Origin of the sequence: Pseudomonas sp. OST1909, assembly GCF_015277575.1 — a bacterium.
Taxonomy (GTDB): domain Bacteria; phylum Pseudomonadota; class Gammaproteobacteria; order Pseudomonadales; family Pseudomonadaceae; genus Aquipseudomonas; species Aquipseudomonas synxantha_A.
Genome location: NZ_CP063780.1, coordinates 270,973 through 292,290, shown reverse-complemented (window position 1 = coordinate 292,290; position 21,318 = coordinate 270,973). Strand labels below are relative to the sequence as shown.

General features: G+C 59.9%; 20 protein-coding genes. 8 read left to right on the top strand and 12 right to left on the bottom strand.

The features are described 5' to 3' along the window. Positions 1-7: 7 nt before the first annotated feature. Genes IH404_RS01355 through IH404_RS01340 form a run of 4 tightly spaced genes read left to right on the top strand, consistent with a single transcriptional unit; the run spans position 8 to position 3,504 of the window. Positions 8-1,156 carry an ABC transporter permease gene (locus IH404_RS01355; protein WP_005783484.1) on the top strand — a complete coding sequence of 383 codons (1,149 nt, stop codon included), beginning with the start codon at positions 8-10 and terminating at the stop codon, positions 1,154-1,156. Beyond that, a complete protein-coding gene (locus IH404_RS01350) occupies positions 1,153-1,956 on the top strand; it encodes an ABC transporter ATP-binding protein (protein ID WP_005783482.1) in 804 nt (267 codons plus the stop codon). Before IH404_RS01355 ends, IH404_RS01350 begins: the two co-directional genes overlap by 4 nt. Before the next feature lies 1 nt (position 1,957). Beyond that, positions 1,958-2,896 carry an MlaD family protein gene (locus IH404_RS01345; RefSeq protein ID WP_005783479.1) on the top strand — a complete coding sequence of 313 codons (939 nt, stop codon included), beginning with the start codon at positions 1,958-1,960 and terminating at the stop codon, positions 2,894-2,896. After that, positions 2,893-3,504 (top strand): ABC-type transport auxiliary lipoprotein family protein, encoded by a 612-nt coding sequence (locus IH404_RS01340; protein ID WP_194439688.1) that lies wholly within the window; start codon positions 2,893-2,895, stop codon positions 3,502-3,504. Before IH404_RS01345 ends, IH404_RS01340 begins: the two co-directional genes overlap by 4 nt. A 92-nt stretch (positions 3,505-3,596) precedes the next feature. Here IH404_RS01340 and IH404_RS01335 read toward each other — a convergent pair whose 3' ends face one another. The 5 genes from IH404_RS01335 to IH404_RS01315 all read right to left on the bottom strand — a co-directional run bounded on the left by IH404_RS01335 (position 3,597) and on the right by IH404_RS01315 (position 7,995). Beyond that, positions 3,597-4,826 carry a spore maturation protein gene (locus IH404_RS01335; protein WP_005783476.1) on the bottom strand — a complete coding sequence of 410 codons (1,230 nt, stop codon included), beginning with the start codon at positions 4,824-4,826 and terminating at the stop codon, positions 3,597-3,599. A gap of 98 nt (positions 4,827-4,924) precedes the next feature. Continuing rightward, the gene (gene gltP / locus IH404_RS01330; protein WP_005783475.1) at positions 4,925-6,256 is read right to left on the bottom strand and encodes a glutamate/aspartate:proton symporter GltP; all 1,332 of its coding nucleotides are present in this window, start codon (positions 6,254-6,256) and stop codon (positions 4,925-4,927) included. Between the two features lie 741 nt (positions 6,257-6,997). After that, positions 6,998-7,465, bottom strand: coding sequence for an inhibitor of vertebrate lysozyme family protein (locus IH404_RS01325; RefSeq protein WP_005783473.1), 468 nt, complete (start codon positions 7,463-7,465; stop codon positions 6,998-7,000). Positions 7,466-7,467: 2 nt separating this feature from the next. Then, positions 7,468-7,632 (bottom strand): DUF1328 domain-containing protein, encoded by a 165-nt coding sequence (locus IH404_RS01320; RefSeq protein ID WP_003187386.1) that lies wholly within the window; start codon positions 7,630-7,632, stop codon positions 7,468-7,470. Between the two features lie 78 nt (positions 7,633-7,710). After that, entirely contained in the window at positions 7,711-7,995 is a 285-nt protein-coding gene (locus tag IH404_RS01315) for a hypothetical protein (protein WP_032881167.1), read from the bottom strand. Between the two features lie 392 nt (positions 7,996-8,387). Here IH404_RS01315 and algB point away from each other — a divergent pair, with 392 nt between their 5' ends. Both algB and IH404_RS01305 read left to right on the top strand, forming a co-directional pair. Beyond that, a complete protein-coding gene (algB, locus tag IH404_RS01310) occupies positions 8,388-9,734 on the top strand; it encodes a sigma-54-dependent response regulator transcription factor AlgB (RefSeq protein ID WP_005783468.1) in 1,347 nt (448 codons plus the stop codon). Between the two features lie 10 nt (positions 9,735-9,744). Next, entirely contained in the window at positions 9,745-11,532 is a 1,788-nt protein-coding gene (locus IH404_RS01305) for an ATP-binding protein (RefSeq protein ID WP_005783466.1), read from the top strand. A gap of 32 nt (positions 11,533-11,564) precedes the next feature. Here the strand turns inward: IH404_RS01305 and IH404_RS01300 are convergent, their stop codons facing one another. From IH404_RS01300 to IH404_RS01275, 6 genes are all read right to left on the bottom strand, one after another. Next, positions 11,565-12,341 carry an N-acetylmuramoyl-L-alanine amidase gene (locus IH404_RS01300; protein WP_194439687.1) on the bottom strand — a complete coding sequence of 259 codons (777 nt, stop codon included), beginning with the start codon at positions 12,339-12,341 and terminating at the stop codon, positions 11,565-11,567. Positions 12,342-12,429: 88 nt separating this feature from the next. Beyond that, positions 12,430-14,475, bottom strand: a complete 2,046-nt coding sequence (locus tag IH404_RS01295; RefSeq protein ID WP_194439686.1) for a GGDEF domain-containing protein — start codon at positions 14,473-14,475, stop codon at positions 12,430-12,432. After that, complete coding sequence (locus IH404_RS01290) at positions 14,472-15,350, bottom strand: endonuclease/exonuclease/phosphatase family protein (RefSeq protein WP_005783460.1); 879 nt, start codon at positions 15,348-15,350, stop codon at positions 14,472-14,474. Before IH404_RS01290 ends, IH404_RS01295 begins: the two co-directional genes overlap by 4 nt. Before the next feature lie 10 nt (positions 15,351-15,360). Continuing rightward, a complete protein-coding gene (gene dsbA, locus IH404_RS01285) occupies positions 15,361-15,996 on the bottom strand; it encodes a thiol:disulfide interchange protein DsbA (protein ID WP_005783457.1) in 636 nt (211 codons plus the stop codon). Positions 15,997-16,163: 167 nt separating this feature from the next. Beyond that, positions 16,164-16,790: a cytochrome c4 gene (locus IH404_RS01280; protein WP_005783455.1), complete on the bottom strand. Its 627-nt coding sequence runs from the start codon at positions 16,788-16,790 to the stop codon at positions 16,164-16,166. 33 nt (positions 16,791-16,823) lie between these two features. Further along, complete coding sequence (locus IH404_RS01275; protein ID WP_005783453.1) at positions 16,824-17,045, bottom strand: hypothetical protein; 222 nt, start codon at positions 17,043-17,045, stop codon at positions 16,824-16,826. Between the two features lie 192 nt (positions 17,046-17,237). On the opposite strand from IH404_RS01275, the gene yihA reads away from it, so the two are divergent. Beyond that, entirely contained in the window at positions 17,238-17,879 is a 642-nt protein-coding gene (yihA, locus tag IH404_RS01270) for a ribosome biogenesis GTP-binding protein YihA/YsxC (RefSeq protein ID WP_005783451.1), read from the top strand. Positions 17,880-18,147: 268 nt separating this feature from the next. On the opposite strand, the gene polA is transcribed toward yihA, so the two are convergent. Next, positions 18,148-20,943, bottom strand: a complete 2,796-nt coding sequence (gene polA / locus IH404_RS01265; RefSeq protein WP_005783450.1) for a DNA polymerase I — start codon at positions 20,941-20,943, stop codon at positions 18,148-18,150. Between the two features lie 74 nt (positions 20,944-21,017). Between polA and IH404_RS01260 the strand changes: the two genes are divergently transcribed. After that, entirely contained in the window at positions 21,018-21,308 is a 291-nt protein-coding gene (locus IH404_RS01260) for a DUF2782 domain-containing protein (RefSeq protein ID WP_003187366.1), read from the top strand. Positions 21,309-21,318 lie beyond the last annotated feature (10 nt).

Genomic DNA, 21,318 nt, shown 5'->3' with positions numbered 1-21,318 from the left:
GGAGCTTATGACCACTCGCACGACCGCCGGCGCAGCCCATCTTGATACGTCCAGCACCCCGCCCTCACTGCGGATTACTGGCGACTGGACGCTTGCCCACTACGCCAACCTGAAAAAGCTGTCGGACACACTCGATGGCCAGTACGACGGCGGCGCCCGCATCGACCTTAACGGCCTCGGTGCGCTGGATACCGCCGGCGCGTCACTGCTGGTCGAGCTGCTGGGCCCCGACCGCATCCAGCACTGCGCCGAGCAGACCGATTGCAGCCTGTCGGCCGCCGACCGGGCGCTGCTCAAGACGGTCTACCGCTCCCTCAATGATTTTTGCGTCCCGCTCAAAGAGCCGGAAGAAAGCGCCGGCATCCAGGTGCTGGCCCGTATCGGCCGCGCGGTGGACACCGTCTGGCAAGACGCCAAGAAACTCCTGGGTTTTATTGGCCTGATCCTTGAGACCTTCGTCCGCGGGATGTTTCGACCCAAGCGCTGGCGCCTTACGCCGATGGTCGCCCATATCGAACAGACCGGTCTCGATGCCGCACCTATCGTGGCCCTCCTGACCTTTCTGGTGGGCGCGGTGGTGGCGTTTCTTGGCGCCACCGTGCTCAAGAGTTTTGGCGCGACGATATTTACCGTGGACCTGGTGGCGTTCTCTTTCCTGCGCGAATTCGGCGTGCTGCTCACCGCGATCCTGATCGCCGGCCGTACCGCCAGTGCGTTCACCGCGCAAATCGGCTCAATGAAGGCCAACGAAGAAATCGACGCCATCCGCACCCTGGGCCTGGACCCGATGGAGCTGCTGGTATTGCCGCGGGTTCTGGCGCTGCTGGTGGCGCTGCCGATGCTGACTTTCCTGGCGATGCTCTCGGGGATTGTCGGCGGTGGCGTGGTGTGTGCGGTGGCCCTGGATATTTCACCGGCGATGTTCCTCTCGCTGTTGCAATCGGACATTGGCGTGCAGCACTTTTTGGTGGGCATGGTGAAGGCGCCGATCTTCGCTTTCCTGATCGCGGCCATTGGTTGCCTGGAAGGCTTCAAGGTCAGCGGCAGCGCCGAATCAGTCGGCGCGCACACCACATCCAGTGTGGTGCAGTCGATTTTTGTGGTGATCGTGCTGGATGCGGTCGCCGCGATGTTCTTCATGGAGATGGGCTGGTGAGTCGTCTACACCGTACGCCCACTGAGGCGGTTATTGAGGTACGCGGCCTGTGCAACCGCTTTGGTAGCCAGAGCGTGCATGAAAACCTCGACCTGGATTTATACAAAGGCGAGATTCTGGCAGTGGTCGGCGGCTCCGGCAGCGGCAAGTCGGTGCTGCTGCGCAGCATCGTCGGCCTGCGTCGGCCCAGCGAAGGTGAGGTGCGGGTGTTCGGCAAGAACCTGCCGAGCCTGTCTGAGCACGAACGCTCGCTGGTGGAGCGGCGCTTTGGCGTGCTATTTCAGAAGGGCGCGCTGTTTTCCTCGCTGACCGTTACCGAGAACGTTGCCCTGCCATTGATCGAACATGCCGGCCTCAGCCGCGCCGACGCCGAGCACTTGGCGGCAGTCAAGCTGGCCCTGGCCGGGCTACCCCTGTCAGCGGCCGACAAATACCCGGCTTCCTTGTCCGGCGGCATGATCAAGCGCGCGGCCCTGGCCCGTGCGCTGGCACTGGACCCGGACATCCTGTTTCTCGATGAACCCACCGCTGGCCTCGATCCGATTGGCGCAGCGCAGTTCGACCAACTGATCCTGACCCTGCGCGATGCGTTGGGCTTGAGCGTGTTCCTGGTCACCCACGACCTCGACACGCTGTACACCATCACCGACCGCGTGGCGGTGCTGGCGCAGAAGAAAGTGCTGGTGGCCGACGCCATCGATGTTGTCTCGGAAACGGACGACGCCTGGATTCACGAATATTTCCACGGCCCCCGGGGCCGCGCGGCATTGGATGCCGCTCAATCGTTCAACGAGGTATGACATGGAAACCCGAGCCCATCATGTGATGATCGGACTGTTCAGCGTAATTGTGGTGGTCGGCGCTATGCTCTTCGGCCTGTGGCTGGCCAAATCCAGCGTCGACAGCGCCTTCCAGGATTACGAAGTGATCTTCAACGAAGCGGTCAGCGGCCTGTCCCAAGGCAGTGCGGTGCAGTACAGCGGGATCAAGGTAGGCGACGTCACCAGCCTGCGCCTGGACCCCAAAGACCCGCGTCGCGTCCTCGCCCGCATCCGCCTGGCCGGGCAGACGCCGATCAAGGAAGACACCCAGGCCAAGCTGGCGCTGACCGGCATCACCGGCACCTCGATCATCCAGCTCAGCGGCGGCACCCCGCAGAGCCCGGAACTCAAGGGCAAGAACGGCAACCTGCCGGAAATCATCGCGTCCCCATCGCCCATCGCGCGCCTGCTCAATAACAGCAACGACCTGATGACCAGCGTCAACCTGCTGCTGCACAACGCCAACCACATGTTCTCCCGGGAAAACGTCGAACGCTTGAGCAACACCCTGGATAACCTGCAACAAACCACCGGTGCCATCGCCGAGCAACGCGGCGACATCAAGGTGGTGATGCAGCAATTGATGCAGGTGAGCAAACAGGCGGGTGCCGCGCTGGAGCAAACCACCGTGTTGATGCGCAGCGCCAATGGCCTGCTCAACGAGCAAGGCAAGCAAGCCTTTGGCAGCGCCGAGCAGGCGATGAAATCCCTGGAACAAAGCACCGCCACCATCAACAGCTTGCTGACCAACAACCAGGACTCGGTGAACAGCGGTATGCAGGGCCTCAACGAACTGGCGCCAGCGGTGCGTGAGCTGCGTGAAACCCTCGGTTCGCTGCGCGCCATCTCCCGTCGCCTGGAAGCCAACCCCAGCGGTTACCTGCTGGGCAGTGACAAGAACAAGGAGTTCACGCCATGAAGCGTGCTTACCTGATGATCGCCCCTGTGGCCCTCGCATTGCTCAGCGCCTGCTCGATTCTGCCCAAGCCTGACCCGTCAGACGTGTACCGCCTGGCCTCCACTCAACCAACGACCCAAGGCACGCCGGTGAGTTGGTCGCTGCGCGTAGCCAAACCCCAGACCAGCGAGTTTCTCGACAGTCCACGCATTGCCGTGGTGCCTGACGGCAACCTGATCAGCAGCTATGCGAACTCACGCTGGAGCGACCCGGCGCCGGTACTCTTACGCAACCGCCTGCTGGACGGCTTCCAACGCGATGGACGGGTAACGCTGCTGAGTACGGACGAGACCAACCTGCAAGCCGACTATGAGTTGGGCGGGCAGTTGCAAGCGTTTCAAAGTGAATACCGGGGTGACGCGGTGGAGGTGGTGATTCGCCTGGATGCGCGTTTGGTGCGCGGCAGCGATCAGCGGATTATTGCCAGCCGGCGGTTTGAAGTGAGGCAGCCGGTGAGTGACGCCAAGGTGCCAGCGGTGGTGGCTGCTTTTGGCCAGGCCGGGGATCAGTTGAATAAGCAGGTGGTGGATTGGGTAGTGGCGCAGGGCAATACAGCACCTAGACGCTGAGGGCCTCATCGCAGGCAAGCCAGCTCCCACTTTTGAATGTATTCACAAATCAAAATGTGGGAGGGGGCTTGCCCCCGATAGCAATCTAAGGCTTAACCGAAGAACCAGTAGCACACCGCAATAGCCGCCACGACACCGGCAAACTCCGCCAGCAACGCACAGCCCACCGCATGTCGCGCGCGCTGGATGCCCACCGAACCAAAGTACACCGCCAACACATAGAAGGTGGTCTCAGTACTGCCCTGTATTGTCGCCGCCACCAAGGCCGGGAAGCTGTCCACGCCCTGGGTCTGCATGGTCTCGATCAGCATCGCCCGCGCCGCACTGCCGGAGAACGGCTTGACCATCGCAGTCGGCAGCGCGTCGACAAACCGTGTATCCATGCCCGTCCAGGCCACCACATGGCGAATCCCTTCCAGGCCGAAGTCCAACGCGCCCGAGGCCCGCAACACGCCCACCGCACACAGCATCGCCACAAGGTAGGGCAACAGGTTCTTGGCCACGTCGAAGCCTTCCTTGGCCCCTTCGACGAAGGCCTCGTATACCTTGACCTTGCGCAACGCGCCGATCACCAGAAACAGCATGATCAGGCCAAACAACGTGAGGTTGCCCAGGATCGAGGATAAACCGGCCAGCGCCGTGGCCGAGAGTGTCGCCAGCAGCGCCATGAAGCCGCCCAGCACCAACGCGCCAGGAATCAGATAAGCCAGCACCACCGGGTCCCACAACCGCAGGCGTTGCATCACCGCCACCGACAGCAGGCCCACCAGGGTCGATGCGCTGGTGGCCAGCAGGATCGGCAGGAACACCAGCGTCGGGTCGGCGGCGCCTTGCTGGGCGCGGTACATGAAGATGGTCACCGGTAACAGGGTCAGCGAGGACGCATTGAGCACCAGGAACAGGATCTGCGCGTTGCTCGCCGTGTTGGGGATGGGGTTGAGTTCCTGCAAGGCCTTCATGGCTTTCAGGCCGATGGGCGTGGCGGCGTTGTCCAGGCCCAAACCGTTGGCGGCGAAGTTGAGGGTGATCAGGCCGATGGCCGGGTGACCGGCAGGCACTTCCGGCATCAGCCTTCGAAACAGCGGGCCGAGCGCCTTGGCCAGCCAATCGACGATCCCGGCTTTTTCAGCGATGCGCAAAAAGCCCAGCCACAAGGTCAGGGTGCCGAACAGCAGCACCATGACTTCCACCGACAATTTGGCCATGGCGAAAATGCTTTCGACCATTGCCGCAAAAATCCCGGCGTTACCGCCCACCAGCCATTGCGCCAGTGCTGACACCATTGCCACGACAAAGAAGCCAAGCCACAGGCCATTTAGCATCAGTTGAATCCCCCGAAAGATGGGGCGAATGATAGCGGGGCTGACAGAAACGACAAACCCCGGAATTATCCGGGGTTCGTGTCAGCGCAATCGTGCTATCAGCCGCGAGTGGTCTCGCCGGCCGGCAACGCTTCCTTGCTGCGCCAGTGCGGCAGGGAGTTCCAGTAGCGCTCGCCCTTGGCGTCGTCGTACATGCCTTCCCAACGGGAGATGACCAATACGGCCAAGGCATTGCCGATCACGTTCAGTGCGGTACGCGCCATGTCCATCACACGGTCGACACCGGCGATAAATGCCAAGCCTTCCAGCGGGATGCCCACGCTGCCCAGGGTAGCCAGCAACACTACAAAGGACACACCCGGCACGCCGGCGATACCTTTGGAGGTCACCATCAGGGTCAGGACCAGCATCAGTTGCTGGCCGATCGACAGGTCGATGCCATACAGCTGGGCAATAAAGATTGCCGCGATGCTCTGGTACAGGGTCGAACCGTCGAGGTTGAACGAATAACCGGTCGGCACCACGAAGCTGCAGATCGCCTTCGGCGCGCCGTAGGCTTCCATCTTCTCGATCACCCGGGGCAGCACGGTTTCGGAACTGGCGGTGGAGTAAGCCAGTACCAGCTCATCCTTGAAGATGCGCATCACTTTCAGGATCGAGAAGCCAAACAGACGGGCGATCAGACCCAGTACCGCAAAGGCAAAGAACAGGATGGCCACATAAACCAGGATCACCAGCTTGGCCAGCGGCAGCAAGGAGGCAAAGCCGAAGTTGGCGACGGTCACCGCGATCAGGGCAAACACGCCGATAGGGGCGTACTTCATGATCATGTGAGTGACTTTGAACATGCTCTCGGACACGCCCTGGAACATCGTCACCAGCGGCTCGCGCAGCTCAGGCTTGAGGCTCGACAAGCCCAGGCCGAACAGCACCGAGAAGAAGATGATCGGCAGCATTTCACCACGGGCAACCGCCGCGAAGATGTTCGACGGGATCAGGTTGAGGATGGTTTCGATGAACGCATGTTCGTGCTGCACCTCGGCGGCGGTCGCCTGGTACTTGGAGATGTCGACGGTACCCAGGGTACTCATGTCGATGCCGGCGCCCGGGTGGAACAGGTTGGCCAGCAGCAGGCCAACCACGATGGCGATGGTAGTGACCACTTCGAAGTAAAGGATGGTTTTGACGCCGATGCGACCGAGCTTTTTCGCGTCACCCACACCGGCAATGCCGACGATCAGCGAGGAAATCACAATCGGGATCACGATCATCTTGATCAGGCGGATAAAGATATCGCCTGCCGGCTGCAATACATTGCTGATCCACCAGGCCTTTTCAGCACTGAAATGGTTGAGCACTGCACCGATTGCGATCCCCAGTACCAAACCGATGAGGATCTGCCAGGCGAGGCTTAGCTTTGCCTTCTTCATGTCATTACCCTTACTTCAAGTGGACTTATGGCAAATGCGCCAGCTGCAACGCTCGAAAGCGAAAAAGTGTGTGCATCAGCCTCCATGGAAGGTCACCGCAGCGTGGCCGAAATGGCTTACTGGTAGGCGAAAAAAGGCGCAACTATTCCCATGCAAGGGAGCGACGTCTAATGCCGTAAACGCCTACCCTATGCCGAATCGGCATGGCTTTTTTTGAAAATAATTGTCCAAACGGTCAGTTCGAATACGCCATTCAGGCGGGTGAATATGCCGTGAGGCGGCCAAATCAGGCTCGCTCAGTGATGCTGAACGACTTGCAACGTTTGGCAGAAATGCGTGAGAAATCCACCACCTAGCACCGGAAATGTCCTATGGCGCGTATGAAAATTTCTCGATAGATGGTCGCCTCGACATACCCGGTAATGGTTGGCGAGAGGCAAAAAGCAAAATTGCGACTATGAGAGGCATAAAGCGAGAGCCATGAAGCGAGAGCCAAGCGCGGGCATGAGAGTCGTAAGCCCGCCGCAAGTTCAGCAAGCTTGAGGACTTGTGAACTTGCGTCGCAGCTTTTCGCCTGACCCGGCCCTTTCGCAGGCACTCCCTGTACCCGTAGGTCACGCCGATCTTGATCGATCAGAGCAACCCGGCCCCCTGGTCATGCACCACCCTTGGCGAGTGATGCAAACAGAAAGAAGCGCAGGGGCTTCTTTCTATGGACGCTGGCTCCGTCTCAGACGGAACCTAGTACCAATTCGGATCTTTCTTCAGTTGTTCCATCAACAGCTTTTGCATGCCTTCATCCGGCTTACCGAGGAAACGGTAATCAGCATGCCGTGTCGGGGACTTGTCGGCCGGCAAACCGGCTGGGACTTCCACCAACATCGCGTAGGCATCTTCCTTATCGAAACTGAAGGCCACAATGAGGCGCTTGTTCAAGCAGGTATCCGCAGTTTCGCAAAGCGGGCCCACCAGATACTTGTCACCGTCCTCTTCAACAGCATTCATTTGTTCGGCCGTACCCGACAGGTTCATGACCCATTCCGGCAGGCGCTGTTCTTTCTTCACCACGTCTTGCCAAGTCTCACGGTACTGCGGGTCCGCGCTGAGCAATTCGTTAGCCCGGGACTGACCGTCATTGGCGGCCGACGCCAGGCTGCTGCCGCCCAAGAGCAGGGCGGCAGCAATGGCTTTAAAGGGCAGAGTGGTCATATTCAACCTCGGCCTTTACGACCAAAGAAGAACGAAGCAATGAACATCACCAGGAAGACGACAAACAGGATCTTGGCGATGCCGGTGGCGGTGCCAGCGATACCACCGAAGCCCAGGACTGCAGCGACAATGGCGATGATCAGAAATGTGATTGCCCAACTCAACATGGTGATTCTCCTTATGCTTCTATAGGGGTAACAGCGGTAGTGCCGTGCAGTCGCTCAACACAAGCGACTTGTTCTTGCCTAGAACACCCAGCGCTCTTGAGCAGGCAGTTCGTCCAGAGTGGAATCCTGATCGACCAAGCTCAATTGCGGGGCAGTTACATTAGCGCTGGCGCTGCCAATGGAACGGAAATGGTTCTGGGTCATCACCGGACGCTCAAATTGCGGGGCTGGCTGCTCACTCTGCTGCCAGTGCTGCATCTGCTGGCCGGCAATCAACGTGACCATCAAGGCCAGGCTGGCAAACAGGCCCTGCTGCATACGCAGCGGCGATACACGCAATTGGCTGAGGCTTTGGCGAGTCATGCTGCTGTTCTCCCGCATTCTGATTATTCGTTCATGACACTCTTGGGAGGGATATTGCAGACTGCGTGCCAGCTTTATTGCAAAATAAAACACAATAAAATCAATATGTTATGTGGCGCGCAAGGATGTAGCACCCAGCATCCTGCACGATGCCTCTTTAGATGCCGTGCGAAATGCACGATGGCCAGTGGTCGGGTCAGAGGATCGAAAGCGCACGCTCAGTTGCCTAAGTCGCGATAACGCACAAGAAGGCCATCAGCCGGCGCTTTGTAGGAAGGCGTGTAGATACCTACACGAAGATGCCTTTTATGAATCAGAATAAACCATGCAACTTGCCCGATTATTCCGGGACTAAACACCATCTTATTTAATAGTTAAGGAGCGCGGGACAGATGGATTCAGCCAAGGAGCTTCAAGGCCGCATTCTTTTAGTGGATGACGAATCCGCAATCCTCCGCACGTTCCGTTATTGCCTGGAAGACGAGGGCTACACCGTTGCCACCGCCAACAGCGCCGCCCAGGCCGATGCCCTGATGCAGCGCCAGGTGTTCGACCTGTGCTTTCTGGACTTGCGCCTGGGCGAGGACAACGGCCTGGATGTACTCGCGCAGATGCGTATCCAGGCTCCGTGGATGCGTGTGGTGATCGTCACGGCCCACTCCGCCGTGGATACCGCCGTGGACGCAATCCAGGCCGGTGCCGCCGACTACCTGGTCAAACCCTGCAGTCCGGACCAATTGCGCCTGGCCACCGCCAAGCAACTGGAAGTGCGCCAGCTCTCTGCGCGACTGGAGGCCCTGGAAGGCGCAGTGCGCCAGCCCAAGGATGGCCTCGACTCTCACAGCCCATCGATGATGGTGGTACTGGAAACTGCGCGCCAGGTGGCCGGGACCGATGCAAACATCTTGATCCTTGGCGAGTCCGGCACCGGTAAAGGTGAGCTGGCCCGTGCCATTCACGGCTGGAGCAAACGCGCCAAGAAGTCTTGCGTGACCATCAACTGCCCGTCACTGACCGCCGAGCTGATGGAGAGCGAACTGTTCGGCCATAGTCGCGGCGCGTTCACCGGCGCCAGTGAAAGCACCTTGGGACGCGTTAACCAGGCTGACGGCGGCACGTTGTTTCTCGACGAGATCGGCGATTTTCCCCTCACGTTACAACCAAAGCTGCTGCGCTTCATTCAGGATAAGGAATATGAGCGTGTGGGCGACCCAGTCACCCGCCGCGCCGACGTGCGCATCCTCGCCGCCACCAACCTGAACCTGGAAGACATGGTGCGCGACGGCCGCTTCCGGGAAGACTTGCTGTACCGCCTCAATGTCATCACCCTGCACCTGCCGCCGCTGCGCGAACGCAGTGAAGACATCCTTACGCTGGCTGACCGCTTCCTGGCACGCTTCGTCAAGGAATACGCCCGCCCCGCGCGCGGCTTCAGTGATCAGGCCCGTGAAGCGCTGCTCAACTATCGCTGGCCCGGCAACATTCGCGAGCTGCGTAACGTAGTGGAGCGCGCCAGCATCATCTGCCCTCAGGAGAAGGTAGAGATCAGCCATTTGGGGATGGCCGAGCAACCGACCAACAACGCGCCCCGTATCGGCGCGGCGTTGAGCCTGGACGAGCTCGAAAAAGCCCATATCGGCGCCGTCCTCGCCACCAGTGACACGCTGGATCAAGCAGCTCGCACCCTCGGAATCGACGCGTCGACCCTGTACCGCAAACGCAAACAGTACAACCTGTGAGCAGGACCTTATGAAGCTCGCGATGAAACTGCGCACTCGATTATTTCTGAGCATTTCAGCGCTGATCACCGTGGCCTTGCTGGGATTGATCCTGGGCTTGGTCAGCGTCATGCAAATGGCCAAGACCCAGGAATCGCTGATTCGCAGTAACTTCATCACCCTGGACCTGGGACTCAAATTGCGTCAGAGCCTGGGCGACCAGCTGATCATGATGCTGGAGAAACGACCCGACCCTGAGGCCCTGAGGGCCTCCAAGCAGCATTATTTCGACCTGCTGGACCAAGGCGTCGCCCATGAGCAGTCGATCGGTAAAAGCCATGGCTTTGGCCAGGCCCGCTCCGACTATCAGAACCTGCTCGAAGCGTTCGACCAATCCCAGCAGGAAACACCGCCGCCGGGCAGCAAGGAAAAAATCACTGAAACCTTCAACATACTGCGCAACGGACTGATTGCCGATCACAAGCAGGCACTGGAGAACATTAGCGCCAGCGAGCACAAGTCCCGTGAGCGCGCGTTATTGATTGCAGGGCTGCTCGGGTTGGTGGGACTGGCAGTGTTGATCATTGGCTTTGTCACGGCCCATGGCATCGCGCGGCGTTTTGGCGGACCGATCGAGGCACTGGCCAAAGCCGCCGACAAGATCGGACAGGGCGATTTTGAAGTGACGCTGCCTATCTCCTCAGCAGCGGAAATGAATCAGCTGACCCGCCGTTTCGGCATCATGGCCGAAGCATTGCGCCAGCATCAGGCCACCAATGTCGATGAACTGCTGGCCGGCCAACAGCGTCTGCAAGCCGTGCTCGACAGTATTGATGACGGCCTGCTTATGATTGATCGGCAGGGCTGCCTGGAGCACCTCAACCCGGTTGCACAGCGCCAACTGGGCTGGGACGAAGAGCGCCTCGGTCAGGGCCTGGGCGAAGCTCTGGGTCGTGCAGAGATGGATGAACAACTGCAACTGGTGCTGCGCGGCGGCAACCTGGAGCGGGCGCCGGATGATCTGGAAGTGGAAGTCGAGGGCGAACTGCGCCTGCTGACCTACAGCCTGACCCCTGTGAGCCATACACAGGGTCATATTCTGGGGGCTGTGATGGTGCTGCATGACGTTACCGAACAGCGCGCCTTCGAACGAGTGCGTAGCGAGTTCGTGTTACGCGCCTCTCATGAACTGCGCACGCCGGTGACCGGCATGCATATGGCCTTCGGCCTGTTTCGCGAGCGCGCGAAGTTCCCGGCAGACTCCCGTGAAGCGGACCTGCTGGATACGGTCAACGAAGAAATGCAGCGCCTGATGCAGTTGATCAACGACTTGCTCAACTTCTCGCGCTACCAGAACGGCCTGCAAAAACTCACCCTGGGGGCCTGCGATGTCACCGACCTTCTGGAACACGCACGGGCGCGATTTGCCGAACCCGCCAATGCGCAGCACATTGAGTTGCTGGTGGAAGCCCAGCCGGAGTTGCCGCGACTGTATGCCGACCAGGTGCAACTGGAGCGCGTGCTCGACAATTTGCTCGGCAACGCGTTGCGCCACACCGCCGAAGGCGGGCAGATTCGCCTGCAGGCACGGCGTCATGGCGAACGGGTGATTATCAGTGTTGAAGACAACGGCGAAGGTATCGCCTATGGCCAGCAAGGGCGAATCTTCGAACCCTTTGTGCAGGTGGGTCGCAAGAAAGGCGGCGCGGGCCTGGGGCTGGCCCTGTGCAAGGAGATCGTGCAGTTGCACGGCGGCCGCATGGGCGTGTATTCACGGCCGGGGCAGGGTACGCAGTTCTATATGGCATTACCGTTGTAGGAGCGAGCTTGCTCGCCCCTACATCTACACAATCAGCGCTGGTTCAAGGCCCGCAGGATCGCAGCACTTTCAGCATCCGGAGTGCCATCAAACAATGAAGGGCGGAAGCGCATCTGGAAGGCGGCGATCACGTGCCGCGTGGCCACATCCAGCTCCCCGGTCTGCGGCGTCTGATAGCCCAGGCGAGCGAGTTCTTCCTGGAACCAGGTGATGCTCGGCAGCTGAGCGCTGTACTGCACCTGGAACCGGGCCACGGCCTGTGCATCCGGCCAGACGGCCAGACCTTCTGCGGCCAGACGCTTCCAGGGAAACAGCGGCCCCGGGTCCAGCTTGCGCAGTGGGGCAATGTCGCTATGCCCGATGATGTTCTTGGGTTCGATACCGTTACGCTTGCTGATGTCCTTGAGCAGCACGATCAGCGACTGCACCTGCGCTTCGGAATACGGGTACCACACACGCCCTGTGGGCGTATCACGGAACCCAGGGTTGACGATTTCGATGCCGATGGAGCTGGAATTGAGCCAGGTGCGCCCCATCCACTCGCTTTCCCCCGCGTGCCAGGCACGCTGGCTTTCATCCACCAGCTTGTAGATGGTGCCTGAGGCGTCGTCGCCGATCAGGTAATGGCTGCTCACCTGGCCATGGGTCAGCAACGCCAGCGAGCGCTCAAGGTTGGTAGAGGTGTAATGCACGACAACGAACTGCACGCGGTTGTCGTGGTTCACCGAAGGGTGGCTGGTATTCAGCCGCGGGCCGCTGGCGCAACCGGCGAGCAGGAGAAACACAAAAGCGATAGACAAGGATTTCATGGCAGGAGCAGTACACTGAGAGACGATAATGCAACAGTGTAACGTAACGTAATTAGCCCGGCGGTCAAATTACAAAATGGAACATCTTTTATGCCACCTGCACTTGATTGCGTCCCGCTGCCTTGGCCCTGTAAAGCGCTTCATCGGCTCGCTTTAGGGCCAAGTCGCTGCGCTCGCCAGGTTGAAACTGTGCTACGCCCATGGACACCGTGATCGTCACCGGCTCGCCCTTGAAGTGGAACGGGCATGCCTCGATGGCCGCGCGCAATCCTTGAGCGACAGCCAAAGCATCCGCCAAGGCTGAGTCGGGCATCAGCAGCACAAACTCCTCACCGCCGAAACGCGCGATGAAGTCGGTGGGCCGCAGGCGCTTGCTCAGCACGTTGGCGATGATCTTGAGCACCTTGTCGCCCGCCAGATGACCGTAGCCATCATTGATGCGTTTGAAATGATCCAGGTCGAGCATCGCCAGCGACAAGCTGTTGCCGCGTTGATGCCAGGCGTTGACCTCGTGATCAAGGCGTTCGCTCCACGCTGCCCGGTTGGGCAGACCGGTCAGCGGATCGAGCAAGGCCTTCTGGCGCTGTACTTCCAGGTGCTCACGGTAGCCCTGGGCTTCCTGCTCCATGTTGGCCACTCGCTCAGCCAGGGTTTTGAGGCGCGCCGCCACTTCCTGCTCACGTTGGTCACGCTGCTGCTGATGCTCGTCCATGGTACCGAGCAAGCCTTCGAGATGGCTTTCGAGTACCTGCTTGAGGCTGTTCAGATCGGCGGCTTCCTGCACGCTGCTTTGCAACCCGTCGACCTGTTCACGAATCTGCGTATCCAGCTCTCGCGCGGCCAGGCTGCTATCGGCATGGCCCTCGCTGGCAACCTGCAGGTGGCCCTGAAATGCCTCAAGGCGCTCGTTGAGTTGCTTGAGATAAGCCTCGAACTCATGCTGGCCACTGTCGGTGATCGCCAGCATCAGCACCGCCAGGTCATCCAGGATCGGGATCAGTTCGTACCAATTCAAGCCGTGGGCAAGCCGTTCGCGCATGGCTTCGGCCTGGGGCCGGTGACGTTCAGGCAGGGACAGGTCTTCCAACAAGCCCAGTAACGTATCTTCAATGTGCTTGGCCACCGAGCTGTAGGACGGCTCAGGCGAGTCGGGCAGGGCGTATATCCCATCGGACTGCAGTTCGTCGGGCTCGGGAATTTCCAGCACCGGCGGGAGAGACAGGCTACCTATGCTGGTTTGATCCGGCGCGTCGACTTCAACCTGCGGCGCTTCAATAAAGGCGGCGAGCGCGCTTTCAGGGGCCGGCTCTTCTAACGGCGGCTCAGGGGCCTGCGCAGGTGAAACAATCGGGGCCGCTGGAGGCGGTGCCTCGAATGCGAAGGTGTCGCGGGCCGCTTCCACCAGGGCCGGCGCTACCGGTTCCGATGCGGGAGCGATGGCCGTTTGTGGTTGCGGTGCAAAGGCACGCAAGGCCTGGGTCAACTCTTCGGACTGTACGGGCTCCTGCGGCTCGGGCGAAGGTGGCGGCGCAGCGGGCTTTGACGGCGCCACCTGTGCGGTGGGCAGTGGCGCAGCGTCAACCTGCGGCGCATCACTTGATGCCTCCTTACTGCCAAACAGGCGCTGCAGCAGCCCAGGACCTGCGCGCGAGGCTTCGCTTTCAGGCTCCAGATTATTCAGCGCTTGCCCTTGCAGGCTGCTTAGCTCACTGAGCAACAGCGGTATCTCCCGCGCTTGGCCGACGCGGCTATCGAGCTGTTTGGCAAAGGCTTTCAGCGGGCGGGCCACCTCGCGGGGCAACGCAAGCTTTTGCAGCTGGGCAACCAGGGCCGTGAGTGCGGTGCTGATCTGGTCAACCCGGGTTTCGCGGCGCTGCTCGGAATCCAGCACAGCCTTTTCCAGGCGCGGCAACAGCGCGGCGAGGGCTGCGTCCATGTCGTCCGTACGCACCACATCACGCATTTCTTTCATGCATTGATCAACGGCGCGGTCAGTTCCTTCAGCCGCCAGCGTGCTGCGTACCAGGCCGCGGCGCAGCAGGTCGAGGCGGGCGGCCCAGCGGCGTTCGAGCTTGTCTTGTTGCTCTATGCTCTTGAGGTATTTCTCTTTCCAGCGCTGGGCGTCGTCGCTCATGCAAGAGGTCCGCGAGGGCCTGGGCTCAACGCGGGTAATGCATCAGCGGTAAGCGAACCCGGCAGACGAATCTCTACCGCGACGGGCAGGTGATCGGAAATGGGCTGCGCCAGCACTCGCACACTTTCCAGTGTAAGGCTCGGGCTGAGCAGGATGTGGTCAAGGCAGCGCTGCGGGCGCCAGCTGGGAAATGTGGCTTCGACTTGCGGGGCCAACAGGCCCAGGTCGCGCAGCGGGGAATTCTGCAACAGGTCGTTGGCATGGGTGTTCATGTCCCCCATCAACACCTGGTGCTTGTAGTTACCAATCAGGTCACGCACATAGGCAAGCTGCAGGTTGCGGGTACGCCCACCGAGTGCCAGGTGCATCATCACCACCACCAAGGCTTCAGGACCTTCACCGAAACGCACGAGGATCGCACCGCGGCCTTTCGGCCCCGGCAACGGGTGATCCTCGATGGCGGTCGGCTTCAAGCGGCTGAGCACACCATTACTGTGCTGTGCCAGGCGCCCCAGGTTGCGGTTGAGCTGCTGATACCAATACGGGAACGCGCCGAGCTGGGCAAGATGCTCCACCTGATTGATGTAGCCCGAGCGCAGGCTACCGCCGTCAGCCTCCTGCAAGGCGACCAGGTCGAAGTCGCTGAGCAGGTCGCCGATCTTTTGCAGGTTACCGGTACGCCCCTTGTGCGGTAGAACGTGCTGCCAGCCACGGGTGAGGTAGTGCCGGTATTTCTCGGTACTGTTGCCCACCTGAATGTTGAAGCTGAGCAGGCGCAAGCGGCTGTCTGCCGGCAGGCCCGTGGCTTGCAGGTGGTGTTCGTTGACCTGCGGCTCGTGCAAGCCAACGACGCGTTCGGTACCCCAGCGGCGCATGGCGGGCCCCTTACTTGGCTGCGCGTTCTTTGGCGATCAGTTGGTCGGCAACATTGAGGACCGCTTCAGGACCACCGGCAGTGCCCAGGTCGAAACGGTACTTGCCGTTGACGATCAGGGTTGGAACGCCTTGCACACCGTACTTCTGCGCGAGTTCCTTGGCCTGCTTGATCTGGCCCTGGATGGCGAAGGAGTTGAACGTTGCCAGGAACTTGTCCTTGTCCACGCCCTGGGTGGCGACGAAGTCAGCCATTTCGTCCGGCTTGGTCAGGCGCTTGCCCTGTTTCTGGATCGCTTCGAAAACAGCGTTGTGTACTTTGTGTTCCACGCCCATGGCTTCGAGGGTCAGGAACAGTTGGCCGTGGGCATCCCATGGGCCACCGAACATGGCGGGAAGGCGACGGAAGTTAACGTCCTTGGGCAGTTTTTCAACCCATGGGTTGATGGTCGGCTCAAAAGCGTAGCAATGCGGGCAGCCATACCAGAACAGCTCCACCACTTCGATTTTGCCGGGTACCGACACCGGTACAGGGTTAGCCAATTCAACGTAGGTTTTACCGGCTTCAAGCGGCACATCGGCTGCTTGCGCGGTCATGCCGAAGAGGCTGGCAGTGACGAGAGCGGCGCTGAGGATCAGATTACGCATGCTTTACTCCTGGACAAATAAAGTCGCCTCACGCGACCTTTGTTGTGACAGGTCTACGCGGGCATGAGTTCGTTAGTGTAACGGCAGCGGCCACAAAAAAGGGCGGCCTGAGCCACCCTTTTTATGCTTGCATCGCGGGATTAATCGAGCGTTAACGTCGAGCCCGGTCAGTGCAGGCCCTGGATATAACTGGAGAGGGCTGCGATGTCTTCGTCGCTCAGCTTGCGAGCGATGGTGCGCATGGTCATTGCATCGCCATCATTGGCCCGGCCGGCTTCTTCTTTACGGAAGTCAGTCAACTGCTTGGCGATGTAGGTGGCGTGCTGGCCGCTCAGGTGCGGGAAGCCAGCGGCGGCGTTGCCTGCGCCATTTGGCGAGTGGCAACCGGTGCAGGCTGGCAAGCCTTTTTCCAGGTCACCGCCACGGAACAGCTTTTCTCCGCGAGCGACCAATTTAGGATCAGCAGCTCCCACACTGCCTTTCTGGCTGGCAAAATACGCCGCGAGGTCCGCCAGGTCCTGATCGTTGAGATTGGTCAGCATGCCGGTCATTTCCAGCACTGTGCGCTTGCCGTCCTTGATGTCGTGCATCTGCTTGCTCAGGTAACGTTCACCCTGGCCGGCCAGTTTGGGGAAGTTCGGCGCCGGGCTGTTGCCATCCGGCCCGTGGCAGGCACCACATACGGCGGCTTTCGCTTGACCGGCAGTGGCATCACCTTTGACGGGGCCCTCTGCAGCGACGGCAGCGCCTGTGATGCCCAAGGTCAACAGCAGACTCACGATCAGTTTGTTCATCAGCTAATCCAACTACGGCTAAGGGTTTAAGAGTTATCTACCGGGTTTACTCACCGCCAACTCAATGACGGCCTGGTAATCCTCAGTACTGCAGTCCATGCACAAACCACGCGGCGGCATTGCCTTGAAACCCTGGGTCACGCGCTGCATCAGCGTGACCACACAAACACGGTTGTACAGCGCTTGTGGATCCTGTGTAGCCTGAGCGCCATAAAGCGGGTTCAGGACACCAAAAGCGGCAACCATTGAGGCCATACATCGACCTTTTCAGGGTTTGAGAGCGTTTTGCGTTCTAATGCGCAATAAAGGTCTTTCGCTCCCGTGAGCTTCATCCTTCGCTGGGACAAAGCACACACAAAATCTGCGGCATTATATACTGGCGCTACTGAAACGGAAACGACACCGCTTGCCGCACCCTTTTTCGGCACCGCCCACATCGGAAATCTCATGCAACTCAAGAATCCCATCCTCGGCCTGTGCCAACAGTCCACGTTCATGCTCAGCGCCGCCAAAGTGGACCAATGCCCCGATGACGAGGGCTTTGAAGTCGCCTTTGCCGGCCGCTCCAACGCTGGCAAATCCAGCGCACTGAACACCTTGACCCACGCCAGCCTGGCGCGCACCTCGAAAACCCCGGGTCGCACGCAACTGCTCAATTTCTTCAAGCTAGACGATGATCGGCGTCTGGTCGACCTGCCGGGCTACGGTTATGCAAAAGTACCTATCCCGCTGAAGCTGCACTGGCAGCGTCACCTTGAGGCTTACCTGGGTGGCCGGGAGAGTTTGAAGGGTCTGATTCTGATGATGGACATCCGCCATCCGATGACTGACTTCGACCTGCTGATGCTCGACTGGGCCGTCGCCAGCGGCATGCCGATGCACATCCTGCTGACCAAGGCCGACAAGCTCACCTACGGCGCAGCCAAGAACACGCTGCTCAAAGTGCAGTCCGACATCCGTAAGGGCTGGGGCGATACGATCACTATCCAGCTGTTCTCGGCGCCGAAGCGCATGGGCCTGGAAGAGGCTTACACCGTGCTGGCCGGCTGGATGGAATTGGCGGACAAAGGCGCAGAAGCTACCGAGTAACTTTTCTGCGGGCAAAAAAAACCCCGGACTTCGTATGGGGAGGGAAGTTCGGGGTCCAAGTTCCGGACCGCTAGGGCGGGGTCCAGATATCTGCCAACACTTAACACAACATAGGAGCATTGAAGGGCTTCACCACCCATTCAGTAACTCTGAGTGGCAGTTCACAGGTTAAGTTCCGGCAGCTCCAAAAAACTATTGGAAATAACTGACGGCGATTTGCGCTCTAAAGCACTGCGCCAGCACCCTCGGTGTTGGCGCAGCTCTGCAATCAGTGCGCTTCGTCCCAGTTATCGCCCACGCCCACATCCACCACCAACGGTACGTCCAGTTGGGCTGCAGCACTCATATGTTCGCGAATCTTCTCGCTGACTTGTGGGACCAGGTCCTCACGCACCTCCAGCACCAATTCATCGTGCACTTGCAGGATTACCTTGGCATCCAGGCCCGACTCGGTCAGCCAGTTATCCACCTGCACCATGGCTTTCTTGATGATGTCCGCCGCCGTGCCCTGCATGGGCGCGTTAATGGCTGTGCGCTCTGCCGCAGCGCGCTCCTGAGGCTTGTTGGAGTTGATATCCGGCAAGTACAGGCGCCGCCCGAAGAAGGTTTCCACATAGCCTTGGTCCGCTGCCTGGGCACGCGTGCGCTCCATGTATTCGCGAACACCTGGATAGCGGGCGAAGTACACATCGATGTAAGCCTTGGCGGTCTTGGTATCGACGCCGATGTCCTTGCCGAGCTTCTGGGCACCCATGCCGTAGATCAGGCCGAAGTTGATCGCCTTGGCACTGCGGCGCTGGTTGGACGTGACTTCAGCCAGCTCAACCTTGAATACCTCGGCAGCCGTGGCGGTGTGCACGTCCAGATCGTTTCGAAAGGCGTTCATCAGCCCTTCGTCCTTGGACAGGTGCGCCATGATCCGCAGCTCGATCTGGGAATAGTCCGCCGCCAGCAGCTTGTAGCCCTTGGGCGCGACAAACGCCTGGCGAATCCGCCGCCCTTCGGCGGTGCGCACCGGGATGTTCTGCAGGTTCGGGTCGCTGGAGGACAAGCGCCCGGTTGCCGCTACCGCCTGATGGTAAGACGTATGAATGCGCCCGGTGCGAGGGTTGATCTGCTCCGGAAGGCGGTCGGTGTAGGTACTTTTGAGCTTGCTCATGCTGCGGTACTGCATCAGCACCTTGGGCAACGGAAAATCATCTTCGGCCAGTTTGGCCAGCACTTCTTCGGCGGTGGAAGCCTGCCCCTTGCCGGTCTTTTTCAACACCGGCATCCCCAGCTTCTCGTAGAGAATCGCCCCAAGCTGCTTGGGTGAGCCAAGGTTGAATTCTTCACCGGCGATCTCGAAGGCCTGGCGCTCCAGCTCGACCATCTTGTTACCCAGCTCGATGCTCTGGATGCCCAGCAGCTCCTTGTCCACCAATGCGCCCTGGCGCTCGATGCGTGCCAGTACCGGCACCAACGGCATCTCGATATCCGTCAGCACACTGGCCAGGCTCGGGATCGCGGCCAGCTTTGCGTGCAGCTCCTGATGCAGGCGCAAGGTCACATCGGCATCTTCGGCCGCGTAAGGGCCAGCCTGTTCAAGGGCAATCTGGTCGAATGTCAGCTGCTTGGCGCCCTTGCCGGCAATGTCCTGGAAGCTGACCGTGTCGTGGTCCAGATACTTTTTCGCCAGGCTGTCCATGTCATGGCGGGTCGCCGTGGAGTTCAGCACGTAGGATTCGAGCATGGTGTCGAAGGCGATGCCACGCACAGTGATGCCCTGTGCAGGGTCGCCACCGATGGCGCAGTTGGCGAGGATGTTCATATCGAACTTGGCGTGCTGGCCAACCTTGAGTTTGGTCGGGTCTTCCAGCAGCGGTTTCAAGGCCAGCAGCACGGTGTCCCGATCCAATTGATCCGGCGCGCCGATATAGGAATGGGTCAGCGGGATGTAGGCGGCTTCATGGGGCTGCACAGCAAACGAGACCCCAACCAATTGCGCCTGTTGAGCGTCAATGCCGGTGGTTTCGGTATCAAAGGCAAACAACGGCGCATCGTTGAGTTTTTTCAGCCACACGTCGAAGGTGGCCTGGTCCAGGACGGTGGTGTAAACCGCCTCTACCGGTACCGATATAACGGCCTCGACCGGCGTTTCGGCGGCAGGTGCAACCTCGCTCGCCGACTTGAGCTCCACACGCTTGGCATCGCGCTGGATCTCGTCGTACCAGCTCTTGAACTCAAGCAGCGTGTACAGCTCCAGCAGCTTTTCGCGATCCGGCTCGATCAGGTGCAGGTCATCCAGGCCCACGTCCAGTGGCACATCGATCTTGATCGTCGCCAACTGATAGGACAGGAATGCCATCTCCTTGTGCTCTTCAAGCTTGGCTGGCAGGGTTTTGGCCCCGCGGATAGGCAGCGTCGGCACAATATCCAGCTGCTCATAAAGCTCTTTGAGGCCGCCATTCACTCCCACCAACAAGCCCGAGGCGGTCTTCGGCCCAATACCCGGGACGCCTGGGATGTTGTCGGACGAATCGCCCATCAACGCCAGATAGTCGATGATCTGCTCGGGAGCGACGCCGAATTTCTCCTTTACGCCCTCAACGTCCATCGAGCTACCGGTCATGGTGTTGACCAAGGTAATGTGCCCGTCCACCAGCTGTGCCATGTCTTTATCGCCGGTCGAAATCACCACCGGGCGGCTGGCGGCCGCGCTGCTGCGGGCCAGGGTGCCGATCACGTCGTCAGCCTCGACGCCTTCGACGCACAGCAACGGGAAGCCCAGGGCGATCACGCTTTGATGGAGCGGCTCGATTTGCAGGCGCATGTCATCGGGCATACTCGGGCGGTTGGCCTTGTACTCGGCGTACATCTCATCGCGAAAGGTCCCACCCTTGGCGTCGAACACCACCGCGAACGGGCTGTCCGGGTACTGCTTGCGCAGGCTTTTGAGCATGTTCAACACGCCCTTGACCGCACCGGTCGGCAGGCCTTTGGAGGTGGTCAACGGTGGCAGCGCGTGGAAGGCGCGGTACAGATAAGAAGAACCGTCCACCAGGACGAGGGGCGCTTGGCTCATGAGCAGGATCAACCTTTTCGGCGGGTCAGGCGCTAGAATAGCCGGACCAATGAAAACAAAGGGACAAGGTTATCATGCGTACATTCAATCGCCTGCTGTTGACCGGTTTGATTGCACTCGCTCCGATGGCTGCCATGGCGGCAGACGATGCCCCTTCGGCAGACCCGGAAGTTACCATTCGCACGGAAGGCGACAAGACTATCCAGGAGTATCGCCAGAACGGCTTCCTGTACGCCATCAAGGTTACCCCGAAGGGCGCTCCACCTTATTTCCTGGTGCGCGCTGACGGAACCGATGCGAACTTCATCCGCTCTGACCAGCCGGATATGCTGATCCCGTCATGGAAGATCTTCGAATGGAAATGATTTCTTAATT

What these genes read in the sequence shown, in the direction of transcription:
- IH404_RS01355 (WP_005783484.1), top strand. Translation starts at nt 8, where the DNA reads ATGACCACTCGCACGACCGCCGGCGCAGCCCATCTTGATACGTCCAGC.
- IH404_RS01345 (WP_005783479.1), top strand. Translation starts at nt 1,958, where the DNA reads ATGGAAACCCGAGCCCATCATGTGATGATCGGACTGTTCAGCGTAATT.
- IH404_RS01340 (WP_194439688.1), top strand. Translation starts at nt 2,893, where the DNA reads ATGAAGCGTGCTTACCTGATGATCGCCCCTGTGGCCCTCGCATTGCTC.
- IH404_RS01335 (WP_005783476.1), bottom strand. Translation starts at nt 4,826, where the DNA reads ATGCTAAATGGCCTGTGGCTTGGCTTCTTTGTCGTGGCAATGGTGTCA.
- gltP (WP_005783475.1), bottom strand. Translation starts at nt 6,256, where the DNA reads ATGAAGAAGGCAAAGCTAAGCCTCGCCTGGCAGATCCTCATCGGTTTG.
- IH404_RS01325 (WP_005783473.1), bottom strand. Translation starts at nt 7,465, where the DNA reads ATGACCACTCTGCCCTTTAAAGCCATTGCTGCCGCCCTGCTCTTGGGC.
- IH404_RS01320 (WP_003187386.1), bottom strand. Translation starts at nt 7,632, where the DNA reads ATGTTGAGTTGGGCAATCACATTTCTGATCATCGCCATTGTCGCTGCA.
- IH404_RS01315 (WP_032881167.1), bottom strand. Translation starts at nt 7,995, where the DNA reads ATGACTCGCCAAAGCCTCAGCCAATTGCGTGTATCGCCGCTGCGTATG.
- algB (WP_005783468.1), top strand. Translation starts at nt 8,388, where the DNA reads ATGGATTCAGCCAAGGAGCTTCAAGGCCGCATTCTTTTAGTGGATGAC.
- IH404_RS01305 (WP_005783466.1), top strand. Translation starts at nt 9,745, where the DNA reads ATGAAGCTCGCGATGAAACTGCGCACTCGATTATTTCTGAGCATTTCA.
- IH404_RS01300 (WP_194439687.1), bottom strand. Translation starts at nt 12,341, where the DNA reads ATGAAATCCTTGTCTATCGCTTTTGTGTTTCTCCTGCTCGCCGGTTGC.
- IH404_RS01295 (WP_194439686.1), bottom strand. Translation starts at nt 14,475, where the DNA reads ATGAGCGACGACGCCCAGCGCTGGAAAGAGAAATACCTCAAGAGCATA.
- IH404_RS01290 (WP_005783460.1), bottom strand. Translation starts at nt 15,350, where the DNA reads ATGCGCCGCTGGGGTACCGAACGCGTCGTTGGCTTGCACGAGCCGCAG.
- dsbA (WP_005783457.1), bottom strand. Translation starts at nt 15,996, where the DNA reads ATGCGTAATCTGATCCTCAGCGCCGCTCTCGTCACTGCCAGCCTCTTC.
- IH404_RS01280 (WP_005783455.1), bottom strand. Translation starts at nt 16,790, where the DNA reads ATGAACAAACTGATCGTGAGTCTGCTGTTGACCTTGGGCATCACAGGC.
- IH404_RS01275 (WP_005783453.1), bottom strand. Translation starts at nt 17,045, where the DNA reads ATGGCCTCAATGGTTGCCGCTTTTGGTGTCCTGAACCCGCTTTATGGC.
- yihA (WP_005783451.1), top strand. Translation starts at nt 17,238, where the DNA reads ATGCAACTCAAGAATCCCATCCTCGGCCTGTGCCAACAGTCCACGTTC.
- polA (WP_005783450.1), bottom strand. Translation starts at nt 20,943, where the DNA reads ATGAGCCAAGCGCCCCTCGTCCTGGTGGACGGTTCTTCTTATCTGTAC.
- IH404_RS01260 (WP_003187366.1), top strand. Translation starts at nt 21,018, where the DNA reads ATGCGTACATTCAATCGCCTGCTGTTGACCGGTTTGATTGCACTCGCT.